6 protein-coding genes are annotated in these 5294 nt (G+C 70.2%); 5 read left to right on the top strand and 1 reads right to left on the bottom strand.

The annotated features are described in order from the left end of the window. On the bottom strand, nt 1–598 hold a 598-nt coding region (locus ACTS11_RS19300), incomplete at its 3' end, for an SDR family NAD(P)-dependent oxidoreductase (RefSeq protein ID WP_442641915.1). 146 nt (nt 599–744) lie between these two features. Between ACTS11_RS19300 and ACTS11_RS19305 the strand changes: the two genes are divergently transcribed. The 5 genes from ACTS11_RS19305 to ACTS11_RS19325 form a co-directional block, all read left to right on the top strand. Further along, nucleotides 745–1509 carry a GntR family transcriptional regulator gene (locus ACTS11_RS19305; RefSeq protein WP_442641916.1) on the top strand — a complete coding sequence of 255 codons (765 nt, stop codon included), beginning with the start codon at nt 745–747 and terminating at the stop codon, nt 1507–1509. Beyond that, entirely contained in the window at nt 1506–2492 is a 987-nt protein-coding gene (locus ACTS11_RS19310; protein ID WP_442641917.1) for a Bug family tripartite tricarboxylate transporter substrate binding protein, read from the top strand. The genes ACTS11_RS19305 and ACTS11_RS19310 overlap by 4 nt, the downstream gene beginning before the upstream one ends. A gap of 68 nt (nt 2493–2560) precedes the next feature. After that, on the top strand, nt 2561–3025 hold the full coding sequence (locus tag ACTS11_RS19315) for a tripartite tricarboxylate transporter TctB family protein (RefSeq protein ID WP_442641918.1): 465 nt from the start codon (nt 2561–2563) through the stop codon (nt 3023–3025). Between the two features lie 36 nt (nt 3026–3061). After that, nucleotides 3062–4585, top strand: coding sequence for a tripartite tricarboxylate transporter permease (locus ACTS11_RS19320; protein WP_442641919.1), 1524 nt, complete (start codon nt 3062–3064; stop codon nt 4583–4585). 5 nt (nt 4586–4590) lie between these two features. After that, on the top strand, nt 4591–5294 hold a 704-nt coding region (locus tag ACTS11_RS19325), incomplete at its 3' end, for an Ldh family oxidoreductase (protein WP_442641920.1).

Here is a 5294-nt window from a genome sequence, read left to right on the forward strand (position 1 = left end):
CGTCCTCCGCCGGGCTCTCGTGGCGGATCTGGCCGGCCGAGACGACGTTGGCGGTGATGCCCTTGCCGGCGAATTCCTGCGACAGCGCCTTGGTCAGGCCCCAGACGCCGTGCTTGGCCGCCGAGATCGGCGCGCCCTCGTGGTAGCCCTTGATCGCCTTCATGCCCGCGAAGTTCACGATCCGGCCCCAGCCCTGCGCGACCATTCCGGGCAGGAAGGCGCGGCTGAGGCGGAAGGCGCCGGTCAGCGCCGTGTCGACGACCGCGTTCCAGTCCGCGTCCGTCATCTCGAGGAAGGGCTTGTGCGGGCGCCGCGCGGCGTTGTTCACGAGGATGTCGATGGTGCCGAAGCGGGCCAGCGCCGCGCGCGACATCCGCGCGGACGCGGCCGCGTCGCCCACGTCGCCCATGACGACGAGCGCCTTCGCGCCCTCGGCCTCGACCAGCGCGGCGGTCTCGGCGCAGGCGTCCTCGTTCGTCGAGCCGTTCACGACGACGTTGCAGCCCATGCTCGCGAGCCGCACCGCGATGGCGCGTCCGATGTTCTGGCCCGACCCGGAGACGAACGCGGCCCTTCCCGCGAGACCTGCCTGCGCCATGCGTCGCTTGTCCTTGTTTTCCGTTGTTTTCCTGTGCGGCATGAGGATCGCCCGCGCCCCTGCGCATCAGATGGTTAAGGCGGTTTCCGTCGCTATTCAACAAAATTTTGTTGACAATCTACAATCCGCGTCGTGTGATCCGCCCCATGCAGGTGCGTCACGACATGCGTCAGATGCTGGCCCGGCGGCGGGAACGCTCGCTGACGGCCGAGGTGCGCGACGCCCTCGAGGAGATGATCCTGCGGGGCGAGATCGGGCGCGGCGAGCGGCTGAACGAGCATCAGCTCGCCGAGGAGCTGGGCGTCAGCCGCGGGCCCGTGCGGGAGGCCGCCCGCGCGCTCGAGCGGGAGGGGCTCGTGACCGCGGTGGCCAACCAGGGCGTCTTCGTGCGCGAGCTCACGCTCGCGGACGCGCTCGAGCTCTACGACCTGCGGGCGATGATCGCGGGCTATCTCTGCGCCGAGGCCGCGCGGTCGGCGGCGCTCGAGACGCGGCAGGCGCTGCTGGCCGCGGTCGCCGAGATGGAGGAGGCCATCGCGGGCGGCGAGGAGGAGCGCTACTTCGCCCTCAACCTCGCCTTCCACGACGCCGTCGCCCGTGCCTCGGGGGCAAGGCGGGCCGCCGCGCTCTACACCTCGCTCGGCAAGGAGGTGCGGCTGATGCGGCAGCGCGTCCTGCAGGGGGCGGCCTCGCTGCGCATCTCGAACACCGAGCACCTGAGGATCGCGCAGGCGATCCTCGACGGCGACGTGGAGGGCGCGCGCGACAGCGGCGCGGCCCACCACGCGAACGGGAAGACCAGATTGCTGGAGACGATGGGGGAAACCGGGGACCTCCAGCCGACCGCCCAGCCGCACCCCGGAGGAGGGGACGGCACCGGGCACCAAGCCACCCAAGGGAGGAACACATGACCTTTACGGAAACCAGAGCGGCCAGCGGCCGCGCGGCGGTGGCGGCAGCCTTCGCCACCGTCATGCTGGCGGCATCGCCGGCCATGGCGCAGGAATATCCCGATCCGGGCGAGACGCTCGACTGGACCATCGCCTTCGGTCCGGGCGGCGGCAACGACATCATGGCGCGCACGATCGTCGACATCCTGAACACCTACGACCTCTATCCGGGCGACATCGCGGTCGAGAACCGCGCCGGCGGCTCGGGCGCGGTCGGCTGGGGCCACCTGTTCGGGCAGGCGGGCTCGGGCTACGGCATCTCCACGACGTCGGGCAGCTTCGTGACGACGCCGCTCCAGGCCGACACGCCCTGGCAGCCCGCGGACTTCACCCCCGTGGCGCTGCTCGCCACCGACGACCTCGTGCTCGTGGTCAACGGCTCCTCGCCGATCCAGACCATCGACGAGTTCATCGCCTACGCGCAGGAGAACCCGATCACCATCGCCGGCACCGGCACCGTGAACGTGGACTTCATCGTGCCGACGCTCTTCGCGCAGGCGGCGGGCTTCGAGTTCGAATACGTCTCGTTCAACTCGATGGCGGACCAGACGACCGCGCTGCTGTCGAGCTCGGTCGACGCGATGGTCGGCAACCCGGGCGAGATCCTGGGCCTGATCGACTCGGGCGACCTGCGCGCGCTTGTCTACTCGGGCTCCTCCACCCCGGCCGCGCTGGAAGGCGTGCCGACGATGGGCGAGGTCGGCCACGACATCGGCGTGTCGATGCCGCGCGGCCTGATCCTGCCGCCCGACGCGCCCGCCGAGGCTCAGGAATGGTGGATCGCGACCATGCAGCGCGTGGTCGAGACCCCGGAATGGGCCGCCTACATCGAGAACAACACGCTCACGCCGACGGTTCTCTATGGCGAGGAGTTCCGCGCCTTCCTGACCCGCACGCAGGACGGCTTCGGCGAGGTGCTGCGCTCGGTCGGCGCGATCCAGTAAGCGCGCGGAAAACGCCGGGCCGGGGGTGCAGGGACGCCCCGGCCCGGCTGTCTCTTCATGGGGTGGACATGCGCATCGTCTTTCTGCTCGCCGTGCTCGGCGGCGCCGTCTTCTACAGCTACATCGCGTTTCTGGACCTCAACTTCCTGACGCGGACGGGCCGCCTCGGGCCGGGCTTCTTCCCGCGCATCGTGGGCGTCGGCATGGTCGTCATGACGATCTGGGCGCTTCTCGACGCGTTGCGCGCGCGCAGCCTCGCCATGGCGGGCGACGGGCCGGGCGAGGACGAGGGCAGCTGGCGGGACGGCGTGACGCTGATCCTGCTCGCGCTCGGCTACGCGGTGCTGCTGCGCCTCTTCGGGGGCTTCGTCGCGACGGTGATCTACCTCGGCGTGGCGCTGACGATCCTGAACCCCGGCCGGCACCTCCAGAACGCGGCCGTCGCGGTCATCCTGCCGATCGGCGTCTACCTCCTGTTCGACCGGCTCCTGAACGCCAACATGCCGCCCGCCCTCCTCGATCTTCCTTTCTGACACGCGCGGTCCTGCCGCCCGTCCAAGGGAGCCAAAATGGACATCTTCTCGGATCTCGTGATGGGCCTGTCGATCGCCATCACCCCGATCAACATGGTCTACCTGCTGATCGGGGCGATGGTCGGCATGATCGTGGGCGTGATCCCGGGCTTCGGCCCCTCCGCCGGGCTCGCGATCCTGCTGCCCGTGACCTTCGGCATGGACCCGATCGGCGCGATCATGATGCTGGCCGCGATCTACTACGGCGCGATGTACGGCGGCACGATCACCTCGATCCTCCTGAACACGCCCGGAGAGAGCGCGACCGTCGCCTCCACCTTCGACGGCTATCCGCTGGCCAAGAACGGGCGGGCGGGACCGGCGCTGGTGATGCAGGCGGTGGCCTCCTTCGTGGGGGGCACCGTGGGCGTCGTCCTCATCACCATCCTCGCGCCGATGTTCAGCCAGGTCTCGCGCAGCTTCGGGCCGCCGGAATACTTCCTACTGGCCGCAATGGGGATGCTGACGCTGCTGGTGATGATCGGGTCGAACTGGAAGCTCGGCGTGATCTCGGCGCTGATCGGCTTCGCGCTCGGGACCGTGGGCGTCGACCTCGAGACGGGGCAGGGACGCTACACCTTCGGCTCGGCGGAGCTGATCGGTGGCATCTACTTCATCCCCATCGCCATCGGCCTCTTCGGCTTGGGCGAGTTGTTCTACGCCTTCTATTCCGGGCTTCACAAGACGCGCTCGGGCTCGCTCGTCCAGTACGGCAAGGAGCAGCGCTTCTGGCCCACGGCGCAGGACTACATCTCGACCAAGTGGACCATGGTGCGCGGCTCGATCCTGGGCTTCGTCGTGGGCGTGATTCCCGGCGCGGGCGCGACCATCGCGTCCCTCATGGCCTATTCGTCGGAGCGCTCGATCTCGAAGAATCCCGAGAACTTCGGCAAGGGCGAGATGGCGGGCCTCGTGGCCCCCGAGACGGCGAACAACGCGGCCTCCTCGGGGGCGATGATCCCGCTCCTGACGCTGGGCATTCCGGGCTCCGCCTCGACGGCCGTGCTGCTCGCGGCCTTCCTCCTCTGGGGGCTGCGCCCCGGGCCGCTCTTCATGGAGCAGAACCCCGAACTCGCCTGGGGCCTCATCGCCTCGATGTATCTGGGCAACATGGCGCTCCTGGCGATCTCGATCTTCGCGATCCCGCTCTTCGTGCAGATCATCAAGGTGCCCTACCGCATCCTCGGGCCGTCGGTCGTGGTCATCTGCACGCTCGGTACCTTCTCGGTGAACGCGAGCTTCATCGAGGTCTACCTGATGTTCGCCGCCGGCATCGTCGGCTTCTTCATGCGGCTCTACGGCTTCTCGCCCGCCGCGCTGGTCCTCGCGCTCGTGCTCGGCCCGCTGGCGGAGGAGGCGCTGCGCCAGACGCTGACGATCTCGCGCGGGTCCTTCGGCATCTTCCTCGAGCGTCCCGCCTCGCTCTGGATCATCGGGGTGACGATCGTGCTCCTGATCGTGCTGCCGCTCATGGGGCGGATCGGTTCGGGCGGGGGCAAGGCCGAGAAGGCGGGCGGCTGAGGCCCATGGAGCGCGTGACGGTCGAGGAGGCGCGGGCGCTCGCCGTCCGCGCCTTCCGTCTTGCGGGGGTCGGGGCGGACATCGCCGGGGACGGGGCCGAGGCGCTGCTCCTGGCCGAGATGATGGGTATCCCGACGCATGGCCTCGCGCGCGTGCCGCTCTGCGTCGCGCGGTTGCGGGCGGGGGGAATGGACCCCTCGGCGGTGCCTGACGTGACCGCGCCCGCCCCCGCGCTCCGCCTCATCGACGCGCGCCACGCCCTCGGGCCAGGCGCCGCGATGCAGGCCCTCCGCCACGCGATCGAGGCCGCGCGGGAGACCGGGCTCGGCGGCGCCTTCCTCAGGAACGCCACGCATCTGGGCGCGCTGTCGCCGCTGCTGTGGACGGCGGCGGAGGCGGGGTTCGCCTGTATCGTCACATCGAATACCACGCCGATGCTGGCGCCTCCGGGGGGCAGGGCGGCCCGCGTCGGCAACTCCCCCCTCGGGATCGGGCTGCCCCACGCGGGCGGGCGGCACGTCCTTCTCGACATGGCGCTGACGGTGGCCGCGCGCTCGAAGGTGCGGAAGGCGGCGCAGAGCGGCGAGGCGATCCCCGAGACCTGGGCCACCGATGCCGAGGGGCGGCCGACGACGGACGCAAGGGCGGCGATGGCGGGGCTCATGCAGGCGATCGGGGGGGCCAAGGGCGCGGCGCTGGCCGTGACGCT

The sequence above is a fragment of the Roseicyclus sp. genome (genome assembly GCF_052168335.1).
Taxonomy (GTDB): Bacteria; Pseudomonadota; Alphaproteobacteria; order Rhodobacterales; family Rhodobacteraceae; genus Roseibacterium.

Excerpts from the sequence above, each read along its gene's own strand:
- ACTS11_RS19305 (WP_442641916.1), top strand. The coding sequence starts at position 745 with ATGCAGGTGCGTCACGACATGCGTCAGATGCTGGCCCGGCGGCGGGAA.
- ACTS11_RS19310 (WP_442641917.1), top strand. The coding sequence starts at position 1,506 with ATGACCTTTACGGAAACCAGAGCGGCCAGCGGCCGCGCGGCGGTGGCG.
- ACTS11_RS19315 (WP_442641918.1), top strand. The coding sequence starts at position 2,561 with ATGCGCATCGTCTTTCTGCTCGCCGTGCTCGGCGGCGCCGTCTTCTAC.
- ACTS11_RS19320 (WP_442641919.1), top strand. The coding sequence starts at position 3,062 with ATGGACATCTTCTCGGATCTCGTGATGGGCCTGTCGATCGCCATCACC.